23 protein-coding genes are annotated in these 20,944 nt (G+C 72.6%); 8 read left to right on the top strand and 15 right to left on the bottom strand.

Annotated features, from left to right (window positions below):
- Nucleotides 1-35: 35 nt before the first annotated feature.
- Nucleotides 36-377: an SH3 domain-containing protein gene (locus AB0I06_RS18540; protein WP_363119880.1), complete on the top strand. Its 342-nt coding sequence runs from the start codon at nucleotides 36-38 to the stop codon at nucleotides 375-377.
- 100 nt (nucleotides 378-477) lie between these two features.
- Here the strand turns inward: AB0I06_RS18540 and AB0I06_RS18535 are convergent, their stop codons facing one another.
- The 3 genes from AB0I06_RS18535 to AB0I06_RS18525 all read right to left on the bottom strand — a co-directional run bounded on the left by AB0I06_RS18535 (nucleotide 478) and on the right by AB0I06_RS18525 (nucleotide 3,764).
- Nucleotides 478-1,377 (bottom strand): aminoglycoside phosphotransferase family protein, encoded by a 900-nt coding sequence (locus tag AB0I06_RS18535; protein WP_363120000.1) that lies wholly within the window; start codon nucleotides 1,375-1,377, stop codon nucleotides 478-480.
- Nucleotides 1,378-1,575: 198 nt separating this feature from the next.
- Nucleotides 1,576-2,559: a zinc-binding dehydrogenase gene (locus AB0I06_RS18530; RefSeq protein WP_363119879.1), complete on the bottom strand. Its 984-nt coding sequence runs from the start codon at nucleotides 2,557-2,559 to the stop codon at nucleotides 1,576-1,578.
- Between the two features lie 44 nt (nucleotides 2,560-2,603).
- Nucleotides 2,604-3,764: an NAD(P)-binding protein gene (locus AB0I06_RS18525; RefSeq protein WP_363119878.1), complete on the bottom strand. Its 1,161-nt coding sequence runs from the start codon at nucleotides 3,762-3,764 to the stop codon at nucleotides 2,604-2,606.
- A 129-nt stretch (nucleotides 3,765-3,893) separates the two neighbouring features.
- On the opposite strand from AB0I06_RS18525, the gene AB0I06_RS18520 reads away from it, so the two are divergent.
- Nucleotides 3,894-4,571: a pentapeptide repeat-containing protein gene (locus AB0I06_RS18520; protein ID WP_363119877.1), complete on the top strand. Its 678-nt coding sequence runs from the start codon at nucleotides 3,894-3,896 to the stop codon at nucleotides 4,569-4,571.
- 28 nt (nucleotides 4,572-4,599) lie between these two features.
- Here AB0I06_RS18520 and AB0I06_RS18515 read toward each other — a convergent pair whose 3' ends face one another.
- Together AB0I06_RS18515 and AB0I06_RS18510 are read right to left on the bottom strand one after the other, a co-directional pair.
- Nucleotides 4,600-5,241 (bottom strand): hypothetical protein, encoded by a 642-nt coding sequence (locus tag AB0I06_RS18515; RefSeq protein WP_363119876.1) that lies wholly within the window; start codon nucleotides 5,239-5,241, stop codon nucleotides 4,600-4,602.
- 79 nt (nucleotides 5,242-5,320) lie between these two features.
- Nucleotides 5,321-5,821, bottom strand: coding sequence for a hypothetical protein (locus tag AB0I06_RS18510; protein WP_363119875.1), 501 nt, complete (start codon nucleotides 5,819-5,821; stop codon nucleotides 5,321-5,323).
- Nucleotides 5,822-5,828: 7 nt separating this feature from the next.
- Here AB0I06_RS18510 and AB0I06_RS18505 point away from each other — a divergent pair, with 7 nt between their 5' ends.
- The gene (locus AB0I06_RS18505; protein ID WP_363119999.1) at nucleotides 5,829-7,259 is read left to right on the top strand and encodes a M1 family metallopeptidase; all 1,431 of its coding nucleotides are present in this window, start codon (nucleotides 5,829-5,831) and stop codon (nucleotides 7,257-7,259) included.
- A gap of 3 nt (nucleotides 7,260-7,262) precedes the next feature.
- Here AB0I06_RS18505 and AB0I06_RS18500 read toward each other — a convergent pair whose 3' ends face one another.
- Together AB0I06_RS18500 and AB0I06_RS18495 are read right to left on the bottom strand one after the other, a co-directional pair.
- Complete coding sequence (locus AB0I06_RS18500; RefSeq protein WP_363119874.1) at nucleotides 7,263-7,775, bottom strand: GNAT family N-acetyltransferase; 513 nt, start codon at nucleotides 7,773-7,775, stop codon at nucleotides 7,263-7,265.
- Nucleotides 7,776-7,981: 206 nt separating this feature from the next.
- Nucleotides 7,982-8,557, bottom strand: coding sequence for a TerD family protein (locus tag AB0I06_RS18495; RefSeq protein ID WP_010035999.1), 576 nt, complete (start codon nucleotides 8,555-8,557; stop codon nucleotides 7,982-7,984).
- A gap of 160 nt (nucleotides 8,558-8,717) precedes the next feature.
- On the opposite strand from AB0I06_RS18495, the gene arfB reads away from it, so the two are divergent.
- Nucleotides 8,718-9,155, top strand: coding sequence for an alternative ribosome rescue aminoacyl-tRNA hydrolase ArfB (arfB, locus tag AB0I06_RS18490; protein WP_363119873.1), 438 nt, complete (start codon nucleotides 8,718-8,720; stop codon nucleotides 9,153-9,155).
- Here arfB and AB0I06_RS18485 read toward each other — a convergent pair.
- Both AB0I06_RS18485 and AB0I06_RS18480 read right to left on the bottom strand, forming a co-directional pair.
- Nucleotides 9,152-9,643: a GNAT family N-acetyltransferase gene (locus AB0I06_RS18485; protein WP_363119872.1), complete on the bottom strand. Its 492-nt coding sequence runs from the start codon at nucleotides 9,641-9,643 to the stop codon at nucleotides 9,152-9,154. The two genes, arfB and AB0I06_RS18485, sit on opposite strands and share 4 nt — an antisense overlap.
- A gap of 73 nt (nucleotides 9,644-9,716) precedes the next feature.
- A complete protein-coding gene (locus AB0I06_RS18480; RefSeq protein WP_363119871.1) occupies nucleotides 9,717-10,301 on the bottom strand; it encodes a flavin reductase family protein in 585 nt (194 codons plus the stop codon).
- A 346-nt stretch (nucleotides 10,302-10,647) separates the two neighbouring features.
- On the opposite strand from AB0I06_RS18480, the gene cdgB reads away from it, so the two are divergent.
- Together cdgB and AB0I06_RS18470 are read left to right on the top strand one after the other, a co-directional pair.
- A complete protein-coding gene (gene cdgB, locus AB0I06_RS18475; RefSeq protein ID WP_363119870.1) occupies nucleotides 10,648-12,306 on the top strand; it encodes a diguanylate cyclase CdgB in 1,659 nt (552 codons plus the stop codon).
- Nucleotides 12,307-12,423: 117 nt separating this feature from the next.
- The gene (locus tag AB0I06_RS18470) at nucleotides 12,424-13,362 is read left to right on the top strand and encodes a CBM35 domain-containing protein (RefSeq protein ID WP_363119869.1); all 939 of its coding nucleotides are present in this window, start codon (nucleotides 12,424-12,426) and stop codon (nucleotides 13,360-13,362) included.
- A gap of 69 nt (nucleotides 13,363-13,431) precedes the next feature.
- On the opposite strand, the gene AB0I06_RS18465 is transcribed toward AB0I06_RS18470, so the two are convergent.
- From AB0I06_RS18465 to AB0I06_RS18450, 4 genes are all read right to left on the bottom strand, one after another.
- Nucleotides 13,432-13,683, bottom strand: a complete 252-nt coding sequence (locus AB0I06_RS18465) for a hypothetical protein (RefSeq protein WP_363119868.1) — start codon at nucleotides 13,681-13,683, stop codon at nucleotides 13,432-13,434.
- A gap of 39 nt (nucleotides 13,684-13,722) precedes the next feature.
- Nucleotides 13,723-14,652, bottom strand: coding sequence for a 1-phosphofructokinase family hexose kinase (locus AB0I06_RS18460; protein WP_363119867.1), 930 nt, complete (start codon nucleotides 14,650-14,652; stop codon nucleotides 13,723-13,725).
- A gap of 120 nt (nucleotides 14,653-14,772) precedes the next feature.
- On the bottom strand, nucleotides 14,773-16,008 hold the full coding sequence (nagA, locus tag AB0I06_RS18455; protein ID WP_363119866.1) for an N-acetylglucosamine-6-phosphate deacetylase: 1,236 nt from the start codon (nucleotides 16,006-16,008) through the stop codon (nucleotides 14,773-14,775).
- On the bottom strand, nucleotides 16,008-16,949 hold the full coding sequence (locus AB0I06_RS18450; protein WP_363119865.1) for an ROK family protein: 942 nt from the start codon (nucleotides 16,947-16,949) through the stop codon (nucleotides 16,008-16,010). The genes nagA and AB0I06_RS18450 overlap by 1 nt, the downstream gene beginning before the upstream one ends.
- A 133-nt stretch (nucleotides 16,950-17,082) precedes the next feature.
- On the opposite strand from AB0I06_RS18450, the gene AB0I06_RS18445 reads away from it, so the two are divergent.
- Both AB0I06_RS18445 and AB0I06_RS18440 read left to right on the top strand, forming a co-directional pair.
- Nucleotides 17,083-18,336, top strand: a complete 1,254-nt coding sequence (locus AB0I06_RS18445) for an extracellular solute-binding protein (protein WP_363119864.1) — start codon at nucleotides 17,083-17,085, stop codon at nucleotides 18,334-18,336.
- Nucleotides 18,337-18,371: 35 nt separating this feature from the next.
- Complete coding sequence (locus AB0I06_RS18440; RefSeq protein WP_363119863.1) at nucleotides 18,372-18,617, top strand: DUF3263 domain-containing protein; 246 nt, start codon at nucleotides 18,372-18,374, stop codon at nucleotides 18,615-18,617.
- An 85-nt stretch (nucleotides 18,618-18,702) separates the two neighbouring features.
- Here AB0I06_RS18440 and otsB read toward each other — a convergent pair whose 3' ends face one another.
- Nucleotides 18,703-19,530, bottom strand: a complete 828-nt coding sequence (otsB, locus tag AB0I06_RS18435; RefSeq protein ID WP_363119862.1) for a trehalose-phosphatase — start codon at nucleotides 19,528-19,530, stop codon at nucleotides 18,703-18,705.
- A 6-nt stretch (nucleotides 19,531-19,536) separates the two neighbouring features.
- The gene (locus AB0I06_RS18430; RefSeq protein ID WP_363119861.1) at nucleotides 19,537-20,925 is read right to left on the bottom strand and encodes a trehalose-6-phosphate synthase; all 1,389 of its coding nucleotides are present in this window, start codon (nucleotides 20,923-20,925) and stop codon (nucleotides 19,537-19,539) included.
- Nucleotides 20,926-20,944 lie beyond the last annotated feature (19 nt).

The following is a 20,944-nucleotide window of genomic DNA, read 5'->3' as shown; positions in this document are numbered from 1 at the left end:
TGCAGCGTCTTACGTCACGTTCGAGGACCGGGCTCATGACCGCGGCGGCCGCCGCCGCGGTCCTGGTCGCGGCCGGTACGGCCGCTCCCGCGGTCGCCGCGCCGGCCCAGCGGGCCGAGGCCGTGAGTGTCCAGTCCCAGACGGTCACCACCTGGATCAACGGCAACGTACGGATCGGGCCGGCGACGGGCTACCGGATCGCCTACACCGTCGCGGCGAACCAGAGCCTGAGCGCCGAGTGCTGGCTCGTGGGCGGCTTCGTCAGCGCCAACGGCGTCCACCACGACAAGTGGGTGCTCCTGTCGGACGGCAACTACATCTGGGGCGGCCTGCTCAAGGGCAACGAGGTGGGCAACGTCTCCAGGCCCTGCTTCTGAGGTCGGCACCGGACCGGCAGCGTGCCGCGGCACGACGAGGGGGTACCGCGGCACGCTGCCCCTCGCCCTCCCCATGTGCTCGTGGGGGGGGTGGTGCGCGTCAGGGACCGTGGACGCGCAGACGGCGGGCGATGTCCAGCTGGTCGTCGTCGAGGGGGCGGCCGTCCTCGACGTCCCACAGGGCGTTCTGGAGGAGGCGGCCCAGGGTCCAGGCGCGGGCGCGGGGGCGGTCCAGGGCGAGGATGTCGGTCATGGCGTCGAAGCGCCAGAGGACGTCGTCGGGGTCGTAGCGGTTGTCGAGGGCGGGCCACAGCTCGAAGCCGGGGTCGCCGGCGAGCGGCTTGGGGTCGATCGCGAGCCAGGGGGCGCGGCCCGAGGCGAGGACGTTCTCGTCGTGGAGGTCCCAGTGCAGGAGCCGGTCGCCCGGTTCGCCGACGACCTCGCGCACGGCGGCGGCGCAGTCGGCGACGAGGCGGCGGACCGCGGGGTCGGGGATGCGGCCGAGGGCCCAGGGGGTCTTGTCGAGCATGGCCCGGGCGATGTCGCCGAGGCGGCGCAGGCCGGGCGGGGCCGGGAAGGACGTCAGGTGCGCCAGGAGCTCGGCGATGGTGACGACGGCCCGGTGAGGGTCCGGCTCCCGGGACAGCATGCGGGTCTCGTCGAGGCGCTCCAGCAGCATGGTGCCGGTGGGCTCGTGGTGGTCGAGGAGGCGTACGGCTCCGTCGCCGTCCCAGACGCGCAGCGCGACCGGTTCGCCCTCGCTCTCCTCGTCGAGGATCTGGAGCTTGAGGACCGCCGGGGTGCCGTCGGCGGTCCGGACGACCGGGAGGACCAGGGCGGAGACGCCGTGCATCGGGGGGCCGTCGGGTTCGAGGGCCCAGTGGTCGAGGAAGCGGGCCGTCCGCTCGGGCAGTCCTGCGATGAAGGCGCGGCCCGCCTCGCCGTTGAACTTCTCCTGTGATGCCGCCAGTTCCCGGGGAATGTCGATCACCCGCGGCACGGTAGTGGGCGGGCCGGGGAGGGTCATGCGAATTTCGCTCCCGCCCCGGGCCGCCACACCCTCAGGCCTCCGCGCATGACGCCGACGGCTCACCAGACGGCGACGGCCCACCAGACGCCGCCGGCCCACCAGGCGGCGACGGCTCGCCAGATGTCGACGGCCCCTCAGACGCCGACGGTGCAGCCGTGGTCGTCGCCCTCATGGCTCCAGAACCACCTTTCCGATCGTGCGGCGGGACTCCAGCGCCCGGTGCGCGGCCGCGGCCTCGGAGAGCGGGAAGCGCTGTACGGCCGGGGTCAGCCGGCCCGCCGCCGCCTCGGTGAGGGCGCGCAGTTCGAGGGTGCGCAGAGGGTCGGGTCCGCCGGCCTTCCCCAGCATCACCGGGCCGAGGACCTGCTCGGAGACGCCGTCGACGAGGTAGGGGCCGCCGTCCTTGATGCCCTCGCCGGACCAGCCGAAGACGATGTGTCTGCCGCCCGGGCCGAGGAGGGCGACGGCCTCGCGGGCGACGTCGCCGCCGACGCCGTCGAAGACGACGGTCGCGGTCCGGCCGCCGAGGTGGGCGCGGACCTTGGACGGCCAGGCGGGGTCCTTGTAGTCGACGGCGAGGTCGGCGCCGCCGGCCTGCACACGGGCGGTCTTCTCCGGCCCGCCCGCGAGGCCGACGACGGTCGCGCCGGCGTGATGGGCGTACTGCACGAGCAGGGTGCCGATGCCTCCGGCGGCGGCCGGCACGACCACCACGGAGTCGGGGCCGAGGTCGGCGAACTGGAGGATGCCCATCGCCGTGCGGCCCGTGCCGATCATGGCGACGGCCTCGACGAAGTCCAGGTTGCCGGGGATCTCGTGCAGGCGCTCGACCTCGGTGACGGCCAGTTCGGCGTAGCCGCCGGGGACGAAGCCGAGGTGGGCGACCACCTGCTTGCCGAGCCACAGCCCGGCGACGCCCTCGCCCAGGGCGTCCACGACACCGGCGACCTCCCGGCCGGGGACGGTGGGCAGCGGTGTCGGCTCGGCCGCCGGTCCGCCCCGCATGCCCTCGCGCAGGGCGGCGTCCAGGAGGTGGACGCCCGCCGCGCGTACGGCGATCCGGACCTGGCCGGGACCGGGCCGGGGGTCCTCGACCTGCTCGTAGGTGAGGTTCTCGGGCGGGCCGAAGGCGTGCAGGCGCACGGCGTACATGGCAGCTCCTCTGGTGGGGCGTTCGGTGCGACCAGCTTTCAACCTCAAGCATGCTTGAGGTCAAGCTCCCGTCGGCCGAGGGCCAGGGACACGGCCGTCAGGGCGCTGTTGAAGGAGACCTCCGACAGCACACCGGGGGCCGCGACCTGGTCGCCGGCGAGGTAGACCCCGTCGCCCCGGTCCACGGCCGGACGGTCCCGCCAGCTGGTGCCGGGCGGATCGACCGCGCCCGTACGGCCGGTCGCCACCGCCTCGCGCCGCCAGGTGACGCGCTCGCGCCAGCCCGGGAAGCCCAGGTCGAGCAGCTGCTCGGCGCGGGCGGTGCCGTCGGCCTTGAACTCGTGCGGGGCGAGGGGGAGCTGTCCCTGGATCAGCTGTTCGCCGGCCGGGGCGAGGGTGCGGTCCTGGGCGGTGAAGCGCTCCAGCCAGCCGGGCGCGTCCAGGTCGGAGATGACGAAGGGGTCCCCGCGCCGGGTGCGCACGGCCAGGTCGACGAGGGCGGTGCGGCCGCTCGGCCAGGTCAGGGAGTCGTCGCCGAGCAGGCGGCGGGCGGCGTCGAGGGAGGTGGCGACGACGACGGGCGTGCCGGTGGGGAGCGTGTCGACGCGGGACAGGGTCTCCATCCGCACGCCCAGGTTCCAGGCACGGGCGGCCATCCGGTCGATGAGGCCGGCCCACCCGCCGCGCGGGTAGTGCGCCTCGGGCGGCAGCTTGGTGGCGCGGCGCAGCCGTTCCTGCACGAACGCGGCCGACAGCGACCCCGGGTCGTGGTGGAACAGGGCGACCGCGGAGTAGTGGGCGGCGGCCCGGGCACCCTCCTCGCCCGCGATGCCGGTCGCCCAGGTCAGGAAGTCGGCGTCCACGGGCGCCTGCCGGACCGTCCGGCGCAGCAGTTTCAGCATCGGGAAGGGCGGGGTGCGGCGCAGCACGCCCCGGTGCCGCAGCCGGAGCCGGGCCGCCTCCAGGGGCGGGAGCGGGGCGAGCGGCCCGATGAGGTCGCGCTGCTTGAGCCAGGCCCAGTGCGGGCCGCCGTTGTAGAGGGCGTGCGGTCCCTCGTTCGTGCGGTACGGGCCCTCGGCGGTGCGCGCCCGGCCGCCGAGGGTGTGGTGGGCCTCATGGAGGGTGACCTTGGCGCCTGCCTCGGCGGCGGTGATGGCCGCGGTCAGGCCGGCGAAGCCACCGCCGATGACGGTGATGCGGTGCATGGCTGGGAATCTCCCTCGGGTCGGGGTCACCTTCTGCACGTACGACCGATCCGGGGCGCCGGAATGTGACACGGCCGGTGTTCTCGCAGCTCAGGGCCGGTTGTCAGTGGCCGGGTGCAGCATGGGGGCATGGCAAGGAGAGCGGCGGGCGGTACGGGTGTGAAGGGCGCGCGGCGACCGGAGGTGCGGCTGCCGGTGCTGGAGCCGTACGAGGGCGCCGCGCTGGAGCCGGACGGGGACTACGACGGGCTGGATTTCCGGGAGGCGGATCTCTCCGGTCAGGACGGCTCGGGCGCCCGGGTCATGGACTGCGCCCTGACCGGCTGCGCGCTGGACGAGTCCCGGCTGCGGCACGCCCGTGTCCTGGACTCGGTCCTCACCGGAGTCCGGGGCGTGGGCACCGACCTCGCCGAGGCGACCCTGCGCGATGTGGAGCTGGTGGACGCGCGGCTCGGCGGACCGCAGCTGCACGGGGCGGTGCTGGAGCGGGTGCTGATCCGCGGCGGCAAGATCGACTATCTGAATCTGCGCACGGCCCGGCTCAGGGACGTCGTCTTCGAGGGCTGCGTCCTGGTCGAGCCGGATTTCGGCGGGGCCCGTCTGGAGCGGGTGGAGTTCGTGGACTGCGCGGTGAAGGGCGCCGACTTCCACGCGGCGACCCTGGCGGACGTCGACCTGCGGGGCGCCGCGTCCCTGGAGATCAGCGGCGGGCTCGACCGGCTGGCGGGGGCGGTGATCAGCCCGGCGCAACTGCTGGATCTGGCGCCGGTGCTGGCGGCGCAGTGGGGGATCCGCGTGGAGGGCTGAGACACGCCGCCCCGCACCGCGGCAGGGCTCAGGCCTCGTACCAGCCCAGCGGGCCGGTCCCCTCCGCCGGTTCGTAGGACCGGTGCAGCGCGATGAGGGCGTTGACCAGGCGTGGATCCAGCTCGTGCCGCAGCATCCGGTAGTCCTCGGCCACCGCGCGGAAGACGAGGTGGGCGCTGCGGGAGGAGTCCCGCCAGATGATGCGCCGGGGCGGGCGGAAACCGAGGTCGGCCTCGGCCATCAGGACCCACAGCAGGAACAGCAGGCGCAGGGGCAGTCCCAGGGGCCACCACAGGACCCACCACACGAGACGGCCCGCGTAACCCTGGAGGACGGGTCCGGTGACAGGCTCCACGGTCCAGCGCTCGCGTCCCCAGCGGAAGGCGCGGCGCCGCCGGAAGGTGATCCGTCCGAGCGGGGCGCCCCGGGGATCCAGGACGTGGTAGACCGCCGGGTGCCCGCTCAGCCGTGTGCCCAGGGGCTGCTGCGTGACCACGCGGGCGACCGGTGTGCCGTCCTCGGCGCGCAGCTGGAAGGCCCGGAGCGAGCGGAGCCGGTCGGGAGCCGGAGCGTCGGGATCGCGGCAGAGCCGGACGGACGTGCCCGGCCCCGCGCCGTCCTCGCCGACCACGGCCGGCGGGTGCACCGTGTGGTTCAGGTGGTACGTCACGCGCCCGTGGTCATGCTCCCGCTCTCCCCGTGTCAGGTACTGATCACCGGTGATGGTGTCACCGCGGTCGCCCGGCGCCTCAGGAGACCCGGGGGAAGCGGGCCTGGAGGGTCCAGATCGCCGGGTTCTCCGCGAGGTCGTCGTGCAGGTCGGTGAGGTCGGCGATCAGGTCGTGCAGGAAGTCCCGTGCCTCCCGGCGCAGTTCGGCGTGGGAGACGGTCAGGGCGGGTTCCTCCGCGCGCATCCAGTCGGCCTCGATGTCCACCCACCCGAAGCGGCGCTCGAAGAGCATCCGGTCCGTCGACTCGGTGAAGTCCAGCTCGGCGCGCTGCGGCCGGGACGCCCTGGAGCCCGCCGGATCCCGGTCGATGCGTTCCACGATGTCGCACAGGGCCCACGCGAAGTCGAGCACCGGCACCCATCCCCAGGCTGTGGACACCTCGTGATCGGTCTTGGTGTCCGCCAGATAGACGTCCCCGCAGAACAGGTCGTGGCGCAGGGCCCGGACGTCCGCGCGGCGGTAGTCGGTCTGCGGCGGGTCGGGGAAGCGGTTGGAGAGGGCGTAGCCGATGTCGAGCACGCAGGTGATGGTGTCACGTGATCGTAGGATCACGGTCGTGGCCCGTTCTGTACGTCTTGTCCCCGTCCTGCTGGCCTCGGCCCTGGCCGCCACCGCCTGCGGCGGCGGAGTGCACGGCACCCCCGGCGGCTCCGGCGTCCGCGACCCCTACTTCCCGAAGGCCGGCAACGGCGGCTACGACGTCACCCACTACGGTCTGCGCCTCGCCTACGACCCCGGCGCCCACCACCTCACCGGCACGGCCACCCTCACCGCCCGCGCCACCCAGGACCTGTCCGCCTTCGACCTCGACTTCCTCGGCATGGAGGTCGAGAAGGTCACCGTCGGCCGCGAGGCGGCCCGCTGGAACCGCGCCGGGCAGGAGCTCACCGTCCGGCCGCACGACGACATCGACCGGGACGAGACGTTCCGGGTGACCGTCCGCTACTCCGGAGCGCCCGAGACCGTCACCGACCCGGACGGCTCCCGGGAGGGCTGGCTGCGCACCGCCGACGGGGCGCTCGCGCTCGGCGAGCCGACGGGGTCGATGGCCTGGTTCCCCGGCAACCACCACCCGTCCGACAAGGCGGCGTACGACCTGACGGTCACCGTGCCGCGAGGCCTGCGGGCCGTGTCCAACGGGGAGCTGCGCGGCGAGAGGACCGAGCGGGGGCGTACGACGTTCGTGTGGCACTGCGGTGAGCCGATGGCCGGCTACCTCGCCACGCTCGCGATCGGCCGCTTCGACGTCGGCCGCTCCGCGGCCGGGGACCTGCCCATGTACACGGCCGTCGACCCGGCCGAGGCGGCGGCGAGCCGGCCCGTGCTGAAGAGGATCCCGGAGGTGCTGCGGTGGGCGGAGCGGCGGTTCGGTCCGTACCCCTTCTCCTCCACCGGCGCGATCGTCGACCGCGCCGCCGAGGTCGGCTACGCGCTGGAGACCCAGACCCGGCCGGTGTTCCCGGGGGCGCCCGATCTCACGCTCCTCGTGCACGAGTTCGCCCACCAGTGGTACGGCGACTCCGTCACGCCCGAGAGCTGGCGGGACATGTGGCTCAACGAGGGCTTCGCGACGTACGCGGAGTGGCTGTGGGAGGAGGACCACGGCGGGCGGAGCGCGCAGGAGACCTTCGACGCCCTGTACTCCGGCGCCCACTTCGACACCGAGGAGGCCGGGGAGGAGATCTGGGAGTTCCCCCCGGCGGACCCGCCGAGCGCCGCGCGGATCTCCGACCCGCCCGTGTACTGGCGGGGAGCGATGGTGCTGCACAAGGTGCGGCAGGCCGTCGGGGACGACCGGTTCTTCTCGATCCTCAAGGGATGGGCGGCCAAGTACCGGTACGGCAACGCCGGCACGGCCGACTTCACGGCGTTCGCCGAGAGGCAGGCGCCCGGCGCGGACTTGCGGCCGGTCTGGGACGAGTGGCTGTACGGGGACGGGAAGCCGGAGCGGGTCTGAGCGCTACGGCGTGGACAGGTCCTTGCGCAGCACCGAACAGGGGCGCCGCCGCAGCAGATCCTCACGGTGGTCGATGACCCGGTAGCCCAGCGCCGTCCAGAAACCCGAGGCCGTGTGGTTGCCGTCCAGGACGGCCAGACGCACTGCGGTGCGGCCGGCCGCGCGGAAGCGGTCCTCCACGAGGGTGGCCAGACGGCGGCCGTGGCCCTGGCCGTGCAGGCTCGCGTCGACCATCAGCAGGCCGATCCAGGGATCCGGGTCGGCCGGGTCGGGGTGGTGGGCGAGGGTGACGGCGATGCCGATCAGGCGGCCGAAGCTGCGGGCGAGCAGGATCTCGGTGCCGGGGTGTTCCCGCTCCTGCGCCAGGGCGGCCGCGACCTGCTCGGGGCGGATGTCCTTCGGGTCGGGGAAGTCGCCGCCGAGGGTGTGGAACGCGTGGTTGGAGGCGTAGAGGGCGGTCAGCTCCGCGAGGAGGCCGTCGCCCAGGGGGGCCGGGGGCAGGGGGTCGAGGATCACGTGGGGAACGTATCCCGGGTGGGGCGGATTCCGGCGCGCCGTGGGGGGCTCGGGGGGACCTGTGCGGCGTCGGGGGTCAGGCCGCGCAGGACGGTAGGCGGGTGCGGGCCGGTGGTGGCTTGTCGCGCGGTTCCGCGCGCCCCTGAGGGAGGAGCCCCCGGGCCGGATCTCCGGCTCGGGGGCTCCTCCCTGCGCTCGGGCGTCCGTCAGACGTTGACGCCGAAGTCCTGGGCGATGCCCACCAGGCCCGAGGCGTAGCCCTGGCCGACCGCGCGGAACTTCCACTCCGCGCCGTTGCGGTACAGCTCGCCGAAGACCATGGCCGTCTCGGTCGCCGCGTCCTCCGACAGGTCGTAGCGGGCGATCTCGGCGCCGCCGGCCTGGTTGACGATGCGGATGTAGGCGTTGCGGACCTGGCCGAAGTTCTGGCTGCGGTTCTCCGCGTCGTAGATCGAGACCGGGAAGACGATCTTGTCGATGTCGGCCGGGAGGGCGGCGAGGTTGACGTTGATCGCCTCGTCGTCGCCGGCGCCCTCACCCGTGCGGTTGTCGCCGGTGTGGACGATGGAGTTGTCCGGCGTCTGCTTGTTGTTGAAGAACACGAAGTGGGCGTCCGAGTAGACCTTGCCCTGCGTGTTGACCGCGATCGCCGAGGCGTCGAGGTCGAAGTCCGTGCCGGTGGTGGTGCGGACGTCCCAGCCGAGGCCCACGGTGACGGCGGTCAGGCCCGGAGCCTCCTTGGTGAGCGAGACGTTGCCACCCTTGGACAGGCTTACAGCCATTGTTGGGAGTCCCTTCCCTCGTTTACATGCGGCGAAGAAGCTGCGGCACCGAAGCTACCGCTACCCCCATGAACGTGGAGAGGGGTACGCGAGGTTCCAGGTCCTTTACTTTCTTTACTCGCCGTTATTGGGATGACGTGGACGGGACAGAAGCGGGAACATGGACGGCATGTCCGGTCACCACGTCATCCGCGGCTCCGTCTCCCTGCCCGAGGCCGAGCTCATGTGGCGTTTCTCGCGGTCGTCGGGGCCGGGTGGGCAGCACGTCAACACCAGCGACTCGAAGGTCGAACTGAGCTTCGACCTGGCGAAGACCGAGGCGCTGCCCGCGGTGTGGAAGCAGCGGGCCCTGGAGCGGCTGGCCGGGCGCCTGGTCGACGGGGTCGTCACCGTGCGGTCCTCGGAACACCGCTCCCAGTGGCGCAACCGCGAGGCAGCCGCCGTGCGCCTCGCCGCACTCCTGGCGGAGGCCACCGCACCCCCGCCCAAACCCCGCAAGCCCACCCGGATCCCCCGGGGCATCAACGAGCGGCGGCTGCGCCAGAAGAAGCAGCGCTCGGAGACCAAGCAGGGGCGCTCCACGCGGAACTGGGGCTAGGCGCCGCCAGGCAGGCGCCGCTGGGTCAGGGGCAGCACGCCCACGGTCTGGCCTCCGCTCTGCTCCCCGTTCGTGCGGAAGCCCAGTCCCAGGTAGAACCGTTCCGGGCCGTCGGGGCCCGGGTGCCAGGTGACGTAGAGCTCTTCGCTGCCGCGCCGGCGCAGTTCGGCCGCCACGGCCTCCACGGCGAAGCGGCCGTAGCCCTTGCCCTGCTCCCCGGCCGCGATGTTCAGCCGCCACAGGCCCGAGCGGCGGACGCTGCCGTCCTCGAACCAGTCGATGTCGAGGCAGGCCATGAGGAAGCCGACCGGGCGGTCGCCGTCGACGATCAGGCGGGGCCAGGCGACGCCGGAATGGACGTAGGCCTCGGCGAGCGACTTCACCACGGGGGCGACGGCGTGTTCCTGGTCGGGGCGGACGTGGATGCCGAGGGCGGCGTCGAGGTTCGCGGGGGTGATCTCCTCGAGGCGGAGGCCGGTCGTCGTCATGCGCGCACCCTAGGCGGGCGGCTCGGCGCCCGGCCAGCGATTTCCTCAGCCCGACCGACTCAGCCCGACCGACTCAGCCCAACTGCCGGTACCGGCCGTGGAAGTACGTCAGGGGGCCGCCCTGCGCGTTGGGGACGGTGGCCGTCAGGACGCGGCCGATGACCAGGGTGTGGTCGCCGGCGGGCACCCGCTGCTCGGTGCGGCACTCCAGGACGGCCAGGGCGCCGCCGACCAGCGGGGCGTGGGTGTACTCGCCGCGGGTGAAGGGGAGGTCGGCGAACAGCAGGCGGTCGCTGACGCGGCCCTTCATCGCGAAACGGCCCGCGATGTGCCGCTGGCTCTCGGAGAGCACCGACACCGCCCACAGCTCCTGCTCCTCCAGCAGCTCGTCCATGCGGGAGCCCTCACGCAGGCTGACCAGCACCAGGGGCGGGTCCAGGGACACCGACATGAAGGCCGTCGCCGTCATGCCCACGTCCTCGACGTCCGGCGCCGAGGGGTCGTCCGGGTCGAGCGAGGGCTCCTGCGCGGTCACCAGGACCACACCCGAGGCCAGCCGGGACATGGCGGCGCGGAACTCGTCATTGCTCACCCCTTCAGCATGCCCGGCGGCGGGCGGCGGAAGGACCGGGGACGTGGCAGCGGGAGTGTTCGGCACACGGCAACGCTAATCGCCGCTTCCCGCGCACCGCATCGGACTCCCGCCCGATCACGGTCTTAGGACTCTCGACCGACGTCAAAGGGCCCGCAGACGGGCGGGACGGAAATACATGTGCGCAACCTGACAAAGTTTGCGTTCGGTAGCCGCACGTGAAGAACGCAGAAACTCCACTCAATTGTTCAGCTTTGCCTGTGACTTGAGTCACAAGGGGCAGGAATTGTTGACCCTGTGTACCGAGTGGGCAGCGCGCTGTGATTCAGTGGCGGGGAAGCTGCCAGGACCGTACGCCGATGAGAACCCTTGATTCTTGATTCGCTGCGAGGTACTCGGGGGGAGGGCGAGCATGGAGACCGAGTCGGAGCCCTACGTCCGTCTTGCGTCCCTGCGACAACTGCACCAGGTCATGGCCGACATGAACACGGCCCGCAGCCTGGCGGACACACTGCAGACGGTCGCGGAGGGCGTCGTCGCGGCCCTCGGGTACGAGCTGGCGTGCGTGAACCTCGTCCGGCCGGACGGCGACCTCGTCGTCGCCGCCTTCGCCGGGAACCCCGCCGCCGAGGCCCTCATCACCGGCCGGGTCGGCTCGCGTGACTCCTGGGAGCGCCGTCTCGGCATGGGCGAGCACTGGGGCGACCTGGTGTTCATACCGCACACCGAGGGCTGGGTCCTCGACGACGACGACGTCCCGCAGTGGTACACCGACGGCCCCGCCCCCCGCTTCGAGGACGAGTGGCACCCGGCCGACCGCCTCTTCGCCCCCATGTACGCGCCCGCCCCGAAGGGCAGCGGTACGTGCGGTGAGCTGATCGGCGTGCTCTCCGTGGACCGGCCGCGCAACGGCCGCCGGCCCGGGGCGTGGGGCCGTGAGGCGCTCCAGATGTACGCCTTCCAGGCCGCCATCGCGATCAGCAACGCCCGGCTCCGTGCCAACATGCAGCGGGCGCTCGTCCGTCTGGAGCGCGAGCAGCAGGCGCTGCGGGCGAGCGAGGAAAGCTTCAGGCAGGCCTTCGAGTACGCCCCGTCCGGCATGGCCATCGCCGAGATGGGCGGCGACCAGCACGGCCGGATCCTGCGCACCAACGACGCCCTGTGCCGGCTGCTGGGCCGCCCCGCGTCCGCGATGCGCCGCTACTCCTTCTCCGACCTGGTCCACCCCGAGGACATAGGCACCCTGCTGCGCACCTCGGCGGAGGGCGGGCGCGCCGAGCTCCGCCTCGGCCGCCGGGACGGCACGTACGTATGGGTGTCGCTGCGCAACAGCGTGGTCGCGGACGCCGCCGACGGGCCGCGCTTCCTGCTCACCCACGTCGAGGACATCGAGGAGCGCAAGCGCCGCGAGCTCCAGCTCGCCCACCGGGCCTCGCACGACTCGCTCACCGGCCTGCCGAACTCCGCGGAGCTGCGCTCCCGGCTGTCCGCCCGGCTCTGTCAACGCGCGTCCACCCCGCACACCGCCGCCGAGTCCGTCGACGCGGCCTACGGCCATCCCGCCTTCGACGTGGTCGGCCCCGGCTTCGACTTCCGGCAGGGCGCCGAACCGTACGACGCCTACGACCACCACGTGCACACCGTCGCCCCGGACGGGGATCACGACGACGGCACCAAGGGCCTCGCGGTGCTCTTCTGCGACCTCGACGGCTTCAAGTCGATCAACGACCGGTTCGGGCACAACGCGGGTGACGCGGTGCTCATCGAGGTCGCCCGGCGGCTGAGCAACGGCGTCCGCGACGGCGACACGGTCGCGCGGCTCGGGGGTGACGAGTTCGTCATCCTCGCCGACGGGCTCGGGCGGGCCGACGCCCAGGACCTCGCGGTCCGGCTGCGCAACGAGATCATCCAGCCCATCCGTGCCGAGGGGCGGGCCGTCCGGGTGGGCGCGAGCTTCGGCATCGGATGGGCACACTGTGGAATGACGGCGGACGAAGTGTTGAAATCCGCTGACGAGCGGATGTACGTCGAGAAACGATCTCGTCCCAAACAACACAGACGCGCCGGGTGAAGCCCTGGTCAGTGAGTTGATGCGGTCTGAGTCACCCGTTTGGGTCTCCGGGAGCGGGTAGGCTCGCTTACTCACCCGTGTACCGCATGCACCGCACCTGACTGAGGAGACCAAGGGATGACGCCCGGCAACAACGGCGCGAGCACGCCCGAGGACGACGACCCGTTCGGCTATCTCTACGCCGACGGGCAGGCCAACGGAGCCCAGCCGCCGTCCGGGGGCTACGGCTACCCGAACTCGGTCAACCGGGTGCGGGCGGTCGGCACGCGTCCCTACGGCCAGCAGCAGCCGCAGGCCGCTCAGACCGCGCCCTACGGGCAGGTCCCGCAGCAGCAGGGTGCGTACAGCCGGCCGAACGCGCACTACGCGGCGCCGGAGACGCTGCCCGGCGGTGCCACGACCGCGCAGCAGCAGCTGCCGGGCGCAGGCGGTGGCGGCCGGGGTGGGCGTGGGCCGAATCACAAGGGCCTGCTGATCGGCGCGATCGCGGTGGTCGCCGCGGTCGTCATCGGCATCGGCGTGGCCATGCTGGGCGGCGACAAGGACAAGGACAAGGCGTCCGACGAGGTGGGCACGTCCCCGACCCAGTCCCAGGAATCCAAGCCGAGCCCGTCGAAGAGCGAGGCCGGCGGAAGCACGGCGGAGCTGCCGAAGACCGACGCGAAGGCGCTGCGGCTCGCGCCGGGCGTTTCGACCGCGTCGGACATCAAGGGCTCGAAGGCCGACGGTGGCGTCTATGTGACGGGCTTCAACCATGTCGGAGCCACGGTGACCTGGACGGTCAACGGCATCGAGAAGGCCGGTGCCTACCGGCTCTATGCCCGCTACAGCGTTCCCGGAGCCGACGCCAATGCGACGCTGCTGGTGAACGGCAAGGCGAACGCCCAGCCCATGGGCCTGAAGAACTTCATCAACTCACCGAAGGGCGACTGGGAAAAGGGCTGGCAGACCTCCTGGGCTCCGGTCACCCTGACCAAGGGCACCAACACGATCGAGCTTGCCTGTAACGAGGGCAATCAGTGTGACGCGATCCTCGACAAGTTCTGGGTGCAGTAGGGCTCGTACAGCGAAACGGTCCGCCGGTACATCGGCGGACCGTCCCTGTGAGGCTCGGGCTACGCGGCACTAACCTCCATAGACAGCGATACCGGTGACGGTGCCATGGGTGTCGTCCGAGTAGGTGTGCGGCTTCAGAGTGACCAGCTTGCTGCCGACGCCGCAGCCGGTGCCGGGGGTGATGTGCCAGAACTCGATGCGATAAGATGTCTGGTTCGAGACGGGCCGGGCAGTTTTGAAGGTGTCGCAGCCGGGTGTCACGGACAGGACGGTCCTGGTCCCGTCCTGTTCTTCCCGCCGCAGCCGGTGTGGCGAAAACACCGGACAGCAGTGCACCGACGAGGACCCCCGTCACAGCTTCTACGCGGCCGACGCCGCGCTGGTCACCGACACTCGTACCAGGAACTCCTCGTACGCCCCCCGGTCGAACTCGCCGGCCACCGGTGCCCGCACTGTCGCCGCCGCGAGGGCCGTCGCCCGGGTGAGGCGGGCCGGCCAGGGGAGGTGTTCCACCAAGCCCGAGAGCAGGCCCGCCACCACCGCGTCGCCCGCGCCTGTCGGGTTGCCTCGTACGGGGGTCGGTGGGGTGGCTCGCCAGTGGCCCTCGGGGGTGGCTGCGAGGAGGCCCTCCGGGCCCAGGGAGGCGACCACCGTGTGCGCGCCGCGGCGGCGGGCGTCCTGGGTGGCGCGCAGGGGCTCGTAAGAGCCGGTCAGTTCCGCGAGTTCGTCGGCGTTCGGCTTGATGACGTCCGGGCGGGCCGCGACGCCCCGGCGCAGCGGTTCGCCGCTGGTGTCCAGCAGGACCGGGACCGCGAAGGAGCGGGCCGTGCGGACCAGGCCCGCGTACGCGCCCACCGGGACGCCCGGCGGCAGGCTGCCGCACAGGGCCACCGCGGAGGCGGAGGGAAGCAGGTCCTCGTACGCCTCCTGGAAGGCGGACCACTCCGTGGGTGTGACCGTCGGGCCCGGTTCGTTCAGCTGGGTGGTGTCGCCGGTGCGCTCGTCGACCACGGCGATGGTGCGGCGGGTCGCTCCGGAGATCGGCACGAGCGCGTCCACGACGCCCGGTGCCGCCGCGAGCTTCTCCCGCACGACCCGGCCCGTCGCCCCGCCCGCGAATCCCGTCACCGTCACCTCGTGCCCGAGCGCCGCGAGCACCCGGGCGACGTTGACGCCCTTGCCGCCGGGGCGCTCCGTCACCTCGGTGACGCGGTGGGAGGTGTGCGGCCTGAGGGACGGTACGCGGTAGGTGATGTCGAGAGCGGTGTTCAGCGTGACCGTGAGGATCACCTGGGCCGACCTCCCCCGATGTGCTTGCCGACGTGAACGTGCAGGAAGCACGATCATGCCAAACAGACGGCGGTCGGCCCAGTCCTGGAGTCGGCCACCGTCCGCCGACTGCGGGACGCATCAGCCCAGTTGGGGAGGGACCACCCATTCGCCCCGGCGCATGACGCCCTTCAGCTCGTACGCCGAGTCGACGAGCAGCAGGTCGGCGTACTTCCCGGGCTCCAGTGAGCCGATCGTGTCGGCCATGCCGAGCAGGCGCGCCGGGGTGGCGGACAGGGCCGTCACTGCGTCCTCGACGGAGAGGCCGTCGACCGTGACCGCTCGCTTGAACGCGCGGTCCAGGGTGAGGGTCGAGCCGGCGATCGTGCCGTCCTCCAGCAGACGGGCCACGCCGTCGGCGACCTCCACCTCCAAAGGGCCAAGCCAGTAGCGTCCGTCGCCGAAACCGGCCGCGTCCATCGCGTCCGTGATGAACGCGACCCGGCCCGCGCCCGCGTGGTGGAACGCCAGCTGGAGCGCGGCGGGGTGCAGGTGCGTGCCGTCGTTGATCAGCTCGACCGTGATCCGGTCGTCCTCCAGGAGGGCCGTGATCGGGCCGGGGGAGCGGTGGCCGAGCGGGGGCATCGCGTTGAAGAGGTGCGTGGCGACGGTGGCGCCCGCGTCGATGGCCTCCACCGTCTGCTCGTAGGTGGCGTCCGTGTGGCCGATCGCCGCGATCACGCCGTGGTCGGCGAGCAGGCGTACGGAGTCGAGGCCGCCGGGCAGTTCGGTGGCCAGGGTGACCATCGCCGCCCGGCCCCGGGCCGCGTCGATCAGCTTGCGGACGTCCGCGGGGTGCGGGTCGCGCAGCAGGGCCTCGGAGTGGGCGCCCTTGCGGCAGGGGGAGATGAACGGGCCCTCGAAGTGGACACCGGCGATCTCGCCCTGCTCCGCCAGCTCGCTCAGCAGGCCGGCGCGCCTTGTGAGGGAGTCCATGTCGCCGGTGACGGTGGAGGCGACCAGGGTGGTCGTGCCGTGCAGGCGGTGGGTGTGGATGCCCTTGAGGATGTCGTCGACCGTGCCGGAGGTGAAGGAGGCTCCGCCGCCGCCGTGGTTGTGCAGGTCGACGAAGCCGGGGATCACGTAGTGGCCGGTCGCGTCGATGACGTGGGCGTTTTCAGGGGCGGTGGCGGTGATGCGGGTGCCGTCGATCACCAGACGGCCGTCTTCGGCTGTTCCTGTGGGGAGTACCACGGTCGCGCCGGTGAGGACCGTGGGGTGTCCGGCCGTCGCGGGGTGCGGGTGCGTCGGGGCTGGTCGCGCCCCGCGGCGGAGCCGCAGTTCGGCGCTGTCCCGCGCCCCTGAGTCGGCTGCCATCAGGGCGTTACCTCCATGCGGTCGGTCGATGCCAGAAGATCCCAGGCCAGTAGGCCCGCGCCGAGACAACCCGCGCTGTCACCCAGGGCCGCCGGGACGAGTGACGGCTGTTTCTGAAAGGTGATCCGCTGCCGGATGGCCTCCCTCAGCGGCGTGAACAGGGTTTCCCCCGCTTCCGCGAGGCCACCGCCGATGATCAGAGTGCGGGGATCCAGCAGCGTCAGGGCCGTGACCAGGCCGTCGGCCAGGGCGGCCACGGCCTCCTGCCAGACCGCGGCCGCCCTGGGGTCGCCGGAGTCCACCGCCTTCGCGCAGTCCGCCGCGTCCGCGCCCGGGGTGCCGGAGGCCGCCGCCCAGGCCTCGCTCACGGCGGCGGCGGAGGCGAAGCGCTCCAGGCAGCCGTGCTGCCCGCACGGGCAGGGCGCGCCGCCGGGGCGTACGACGATGTGGCCGATCTCCCCCGCGAAGCCGTGCGCGCCCGCCTCGACGCGGCCGTCGACGCCGATGGCGCCCGCGATGCCGGTGCCCAGGGCTACGAACAGGAACCGGTCCGCGCCCCGGCCCGCGCCGACCCGCCCCTCGGCGAGGCCGCCGGTGCGCACGTCGTGCCCGAGGGCGACCGGGACGCCCAGCCGCTCGGTCAGCAGGGCGCGCAGCGGGACGTCGCGCCAGCCGAGGTTGGCGGCGTAGACGGCGACGCCGTCCGCCTCGTCGACGATGCCGGGGACGGCCACGCCCGCGGCGGACGCGGGCGTGCCGAAGTGCTCGGTGCCGTAGGCGCGCAGCTCGGCGGCGAAGTCGAGGATGCCCGCGACGACGGCGTCCGGCCCCTGGGCGCGTCCGGTGGCCCGGCGGGCTCGGTGCAGCACCTGGCCCCCCGGCCCGGCCAACGCGGCCTTCATTCCGGTGCCGCCCACGTCCAGGGCGATGACATGTCTCACGGGGAACAGTGTGACCCGGGGACCCGCAAGAGGTCTAGTCCACTTACGTGGTGTAGACCTTGTTCCGCATATCGAAATGTTTCGGCGGCGGTGACGCCGGGGTTGGGGAAGAACAGCAGTGCAGCGGCGGCGGATGGCAGGAACGATCGCGGTGGTGTCCGCACTGGGCATGACGGCGGTTCTCGGCGGCTGCGGTGTCACGGGCGGCTCGGCCGACGTGACCCTGAAGCTGGTCGCCGCCGACTACGGCGACAGTGCGGCCAACAGCTCGAAGAAGTACTGGGACAAGCTGGTCGAGGAGTACGAGGCCGACCACCCGGACGTCCGGATCGACGTCAGCGTCTACTCCTGGAACGACGTCGACCGCAAGGTCAGGGAGATGGTCGCCGCCGGTGACCCGCCGGACATGGCGCAGATCGGCGCGTACGCGGACTACGCCGCTCAGGACCAGCTCTACAAGGCCGACGACCTGCTCTCCATACGCGCGCAGGCCGACTTCAACGGGCAGCTGGCCTCCGCGGGCCAGGTGAAGGGCGTGCAGTACGGCATGCCGTTCGCCGCCTCCACGCGGGTCCTCTTCTACAACAAGACCCTCTTCGCCAAGGCCGGCATCACCCCGCCCGAGTCCTGGGACGACCTGGCCGAGGACGCCGAGGCGCTCAAGGCCAAGGGCGTGAAGTACCCCTACGCGCTGCCCCTGGGCCCCGAGGAGGCACAGGCCGAGACGATGCAGTGGATGCTCAGCGGCGGGGGCGGCTACACCGACGGCGTCGACAGCTACGGCATCGACTCCGCGGAGAACATCGACACCTTCTCCTGGCTGAAGAACGACCTGGTCGGCAAGGACCTGACCGGGCCGGTCGCGCCCGGCGGGCTGAACCGGGCCGCGGCGTTCGCCGCCTTCGCCAGGGGCGAGGTCGGCATGCTCAACGGCCATCCCTCGCTGATGAAGACGGCCGAGAAGAACGGCGTGGAATTCGGGATGGTGCCCACGCCCGGCAAGGACGGCCCGAGCCGGTCCACCCTCGGCGTCTCCGACTGGATGACGGCGTTCCGCAAGAACGGGCACCGCGACCAGGTGGGCGAGTTCCTCGACTTCGTCTACAGCGAGAAGAACGTGCTGGCCTTCTCCCGCGAGTACGACCTGCTGCCGGTCACCACCTCCGCCTCCACCACCATGGCCTCCTCGGACGAGGACAAGCACCTCAGGCCGTTCCTGGAGGAACTGCCGGCCTCCGAGCTCTACCCGGTCGGCAAGACGTCCTGGGCCGACGTCAGCGCCCAGGTCAAGCAGCAGATCGGCAAGGCCGTCACGTCCGGCGGCAGCCCCTCGGGCGTCCTGGGCCACCTCCAGGCGGCGGCGGTGCGGGCCGAGAGCGCGGAGTAGCCCCGCTGTCGGTGGCAGGCGTTACGGTGCCGTGCATGGACGAGGACACGGGTGAGCGGGAGCTCGGGCGCAGGGAGCGGGACATCCTCGCGCTCGAACGCCGCGGTTTCTCCGGCCCGGGTGTGAAGGAGCGGGCCATACGGGAGGAGCTGGGGCTCGCCCCCGTGCGCTACTACCAGCTTCTCAATGCCCTGCTGGACGACGCTCGGGCGTTGGCGCATGATCCGGTGACGGTGAACCGGCTGCGGCGGGTTCGGGAGCGGCGTCGGTCCGAGCGGTGAGGGGCGGGGGCTTCGGGCCGTCGTGTGGGTGCGGGTGCGTCGTGGTTGTTCGCCCAGTTCCCCGCACCCCTGGGGGCGTTGCCCCTCAGCCGATCGAACGCGCCAGCGCGGCCAGCAGCTCCACGACACCCTCCGGGCCGTCCACCACCACGTCCGCCCGTTCCCTGAGTTCGGTCACCTCGTCGCTGCCGCTGCACACCAGCAGGCCCGGGGTGCCGTCCACGCGCAGGGTGTCCACGGCGGCGTAGGCGGGCAGGTCGCCCAGGTCGTCACCGCCGTAGAGGACGGAGCCGGCGCCGATCTCGCGGGCGAACGCGCTCAGGGCGACGCCCTTGTCCACGCCGGGCGGGCGCAGTTCCAGGACCAGGCGGCCGGGCTCGACGATCAGTCCGTGCCGGGCCGCCAGGTCGGTCAGCGGCGCGCGCAGGGCGTCGAAGGCGGCCTGCGGGTCGGCGGCCCGGCGGGTGTGCACGGCCACGGCCCGGCCCTTGTCCTCGACCCAGGTCCCGCTGCCTTCCAGCAGCCCGGGCAGCTCGACGCGGACGGCGTCGACGCCGGGGTGCGGGCCGGGCGCGGTCACCTCGCCGCTGCGGGCGTCCCACCGCTCGGCGCCGTAATGCCCGAGGATCACGAGGTGCTCCAGGCCCGGCACGTCCGCGAAGCCGCCGTTGCGCACCGCGACCTCGGCGGGCCGGCCGGTGATCACGGCGATGGCGGCGACCTTCGGGGCGAGCGCCGCCAGCGCGCCCAGCGCCCGTGGATGGGCCCGGGCCAGCTCGGGATCGGCCACGATCGGCGCGAGCGTCCCGTCGAAGTCCAGGGCGATCAGCGCCTTGCCGGGATCGGCGAGCAGGGCGGCGAGGCCGTCCCGCCCGGCTGCCGTGACCGGCGTGGGCAACGCGTTCGCGCTCATCGCCGCTCAGCCCCTCAACGCGTCGAGCTGGTCCAGGAACCACTGCGCCGGTGGCAGTGCCGTCGCCGCCGCGGCCAGGCGCTTGCCGCGTTCGGCGCGTTCGTCCGGGCGCATCGACAGCGCCTCGTGCAGGGCCGCCGCCGTGCCCGTCACGTCGTAGGGGTTCACCGTGATCGCGTCCTCGCCGAGCTCCTCGTGCGCCCCGGCCTCCCGGGACAGCACCAGCGCGCAGCCCGCGTCGGAGACCACCGGGACCTCCTTGGCGACCAGGTTCATGCCGTCGCGGATGGGGTTGACGAGGGCCACGTCCGCCAGGCGGTAGGCGGCCAGCGAGCGGGCGAAGTCGTCCTTGACGTGCAGCACGACCGGAGTCCAGCCCGGCGTCCCGTACTCGGCGTTGATCTCGTCGGCCAGCCGCCGCACCTCGGCCGTGTAGTCCCGGTACACCGCCAGGTCCTGCCGCGAGGGGTAGGCGAAGGCGACGTGCGCGACGCGCTCGCGCCACTCGGGGTGGTCCGCCAGCAGCTGCCGGTACGCCAGCAGCCCGCGCACGATGTTCTTCGACAGCTCGGTGCGGTCGACCCGGACGATGGCACGGCGGCCCTCGCCGATCTCCTGCCGCAGCGCGGACATCCGCTCCTCGACGTCCGGTTCGTGGGACCGGGCGCGCAGGAAGTCGGCGTCGGCGCCCAGCCCGTGCACTCCGACCCGGGTGCCGCCGAGCCCTCCCGCGAACCGCTCGGCGCACGCGGTGAACGCCTCCGCCCAGCGCTCGGTGAGGAAGCCCAGCCGGTCCGCGCCCAGCATGCCGCGCAGCACCTGCCCGGCCACGTCGTCCGGCAGCATCCGGAAGTACTCCGGCGGCGCCCACGGCGTGTGCGAGAAGTGCCCGATGCGCAGGTCCGGCCGCAGCTCGCGGAGCATGCCCGGCACCAGCGTCAGGTGGTAGTCCTGCACCACGACCGCCGCGCCCCGCGCCGCCTCCTCGGCCAGCGCCTCGGCGAAGGCCCGGTTGTACGTCTCGTAGGACGCCCACTGCCGCCGGAACTCCGCGTCGAAGACCGGCTCCAGGGGGGTCTGGTAGAGCATGTGGTGCACGAACCACAGGACCGAGTTGGCGATGCCGTTGTACGCGTCGGCGTGCACGTCGGCCGGGATGTCCAGCATCCGCACGCCGTCCTCCCCGACCCCGCGCCGCACCGCCTCGCGGTCGCCGTCGGACAGCGCCGAGCACACCCACAGCGCGTCCGCGTCCGAGCCGATCGCGGAGAGCCCGGAGACCAGTCCGCCGCCGCCCCGTTTGGCGTCCAGCGAACCGTCCTCACCCACCGTGTACGAGACGGGACCCCGGTTGGAGGCCACCAGCACCTGCGCAGCACCGTACGTTGAAGCCATAGACCTCAACCTAGCCCGG

The sequence above is a fragment of the Streptomyces sp. NPDC050674 genome (assembly GCF_040654575.1).
In the GTDB taxonomy this organism is placed as follows: domain Bacteria; phylum Actinomycetota; class Actinomycetes; order Streptomycetales; family Streptomycetaceae; genus Streptomyces.
The sequence above is the reverse complement of the archived record's forward strand: the minus strand, read 5'-3'. Positions and strand labels throughout refer to the sequence as shown.

What these genes read in the sequence shown, in the direction of transcription:
- AB0I06_RS18540 (WP_363119880.1), top strand. Translation starts at nt 36, where the DNA reads ATGACCGCGGCGGCCGCCGCCGCGGTCCTGGTCGCGGCCGGTACGGCC.
- AB0I06_RS18530 (WP_363119879.1), bottom strand. Translation starts at nt 2,559, where the DNA reads ATGTACGCCGTGCGCCTGCACGCCTTCGGCCCGCCCGAGAACCTCACC.
- AB0I06_RS18525 (WP_363119878.1), bottom strand. Translation starts at nt 3,764, where the DNA reads ATGCACCGCATCACCGTCATCGGCGGTGGCTTCGCCGGCCTGACCGCG.
- AB0I06_RS18520 (WP_363119877.1), top strand. Translation starts at nt 3,894, where the DNA reads ATGGCAAGGAGAGCGGCGGGCGGTACGGGTGTGAAGGGCGCGCGGCGA.
- AB0I06_RS18505 (WP_363119999.1), top strand. Translation starts at nt 5,829, where the DNA reads ATGGTGTCACGTGATCGTAGGATCACGGTCGTGGCCCGTTCTGTACGT.
- AB0I06_RS18495 (WP_010035999.1), bottom strand. Translation starts at nt 8,557, where the DNA reads ATGGCTGTAAGCCTGTCCAAGGGTGGCAACGTCTCGCTCACCAAGGAG.
- arfB (WP_363119873.1), top strand. Translation starts at nt 8,718, where the DNA reads ATGGACGGCATGTCCGGTCACCACGTCATCCGCGGCTCCGTCTCCCTG.
- AB0I06_RS18485 (WP_363119872.1), bottom strand. Translation starts at nt 9,643, where the DNA reads ATGACGACGACCGGCCTCCGCCTCGAGGAGATCACCCCCGCGAACCTC.
- cdgB (WP_363119870.1), top strand. Translation starts at nt 10,648, where the DNA reads ATGGAGACCGAGTCGGAGCCCTACGTCCGTCTTGCGTCCCTGCGACAA.
- AB0I06_RS18470 (WP_363119869.1), top strand. Translation starts at nt 12,424, where the DNA reads ATGACGCCCGGCAACAACGGCGCGAGCACGCCCGAGGACGACGACCCG.
- nagA (WP_363119866.1), bottom strand. Translation starts at nt 16,008, where the DNA reads ATGGCAGCCGACTCAGGGGCGCGGGACAGCGCCGAACTGCGGCTCCGC.
- AB0I06_RS18445 (WP_363119864.1), top strand. Translation starts at nt 17,083, where the DNA reads ATGGCAGGAACGATCGCGGTGGTGTCCGCACTGGGCATGACGGCGGTT.
- AB0I06_RS18440 (WP_363119863.1), top strand. Translation starts at nt 18,372, where the DNA reads ATGGACGAGGACACGGGTGAGCGGGAGCTCGGGCGCAGGGAGCGGGAC.
- otsB (WP_363119862.1), bottom strand. Translation starts at nt 19,530, where the DNA reads ATGAGCGCGAACGCGTTGCCCACGCCGGTCACGGCAGCCGGGCGGGAC.
- AB0I06_RS18430 (WP_363119861.1), bottom strand. Translation starts at nt 20,925, where the DNA reads ATGGCTTCAACGTACGGTGCTGCGCAGGTGCTGGTGGCCTCCAACCGG.